Source organism: Streptomyces sp. ASQP_92 (assembly GCF_025399895.1).
In the GTDB taxonomy this organism is placed as follows: domain Bacteria; phylum Actinomycetota; class Actinomycetes; order Streptomycetales; family Streptomycetaceae; genus Streptomyces.
The window spans coordinates 1-230 of record NZ_JAODUA010000081.1; the positions used below are offsets into that span (position 1 = coordinate 1).

1 protein-coding gene is annotated in these 230 nt (G+C 70.4%); it reads right to left on the reverse strand.

Features of this window, described 5'->3' with window-relative positions; translation table 11 throughout:
• The coding region (locus tag N4G70_RS36995) for a helicase-related protein (RefSeq protein ID WP_261717171.1) at positions 1 to 230 on the reverse strand (230 nt) is incomplete at both ends.

A 230-nucleotide genomic window follows, 5' to 3' on the forward strand; every position in this document is an offset into this window, starting at 1 on the left:
ATCATGAGGCGGCTCATCTCGCGGCGCTGGTTGGGCGTGACGAGGGTGACGACGCTGCCGGACTCGCCGGCCCGGGCGGTGCGGCCGCCGCGGTGCAGGTAGTCCTTGTGGTCGGTCGGCGGGTCCACGTTCACCACGAGGTCGAGGTTGTCGACGTGGATACCGCGCGCGGCGACGTTGGTGGCGACGAGCACCGACACGTCACCGGTCTTGAACTGGGCCAGCGTGCG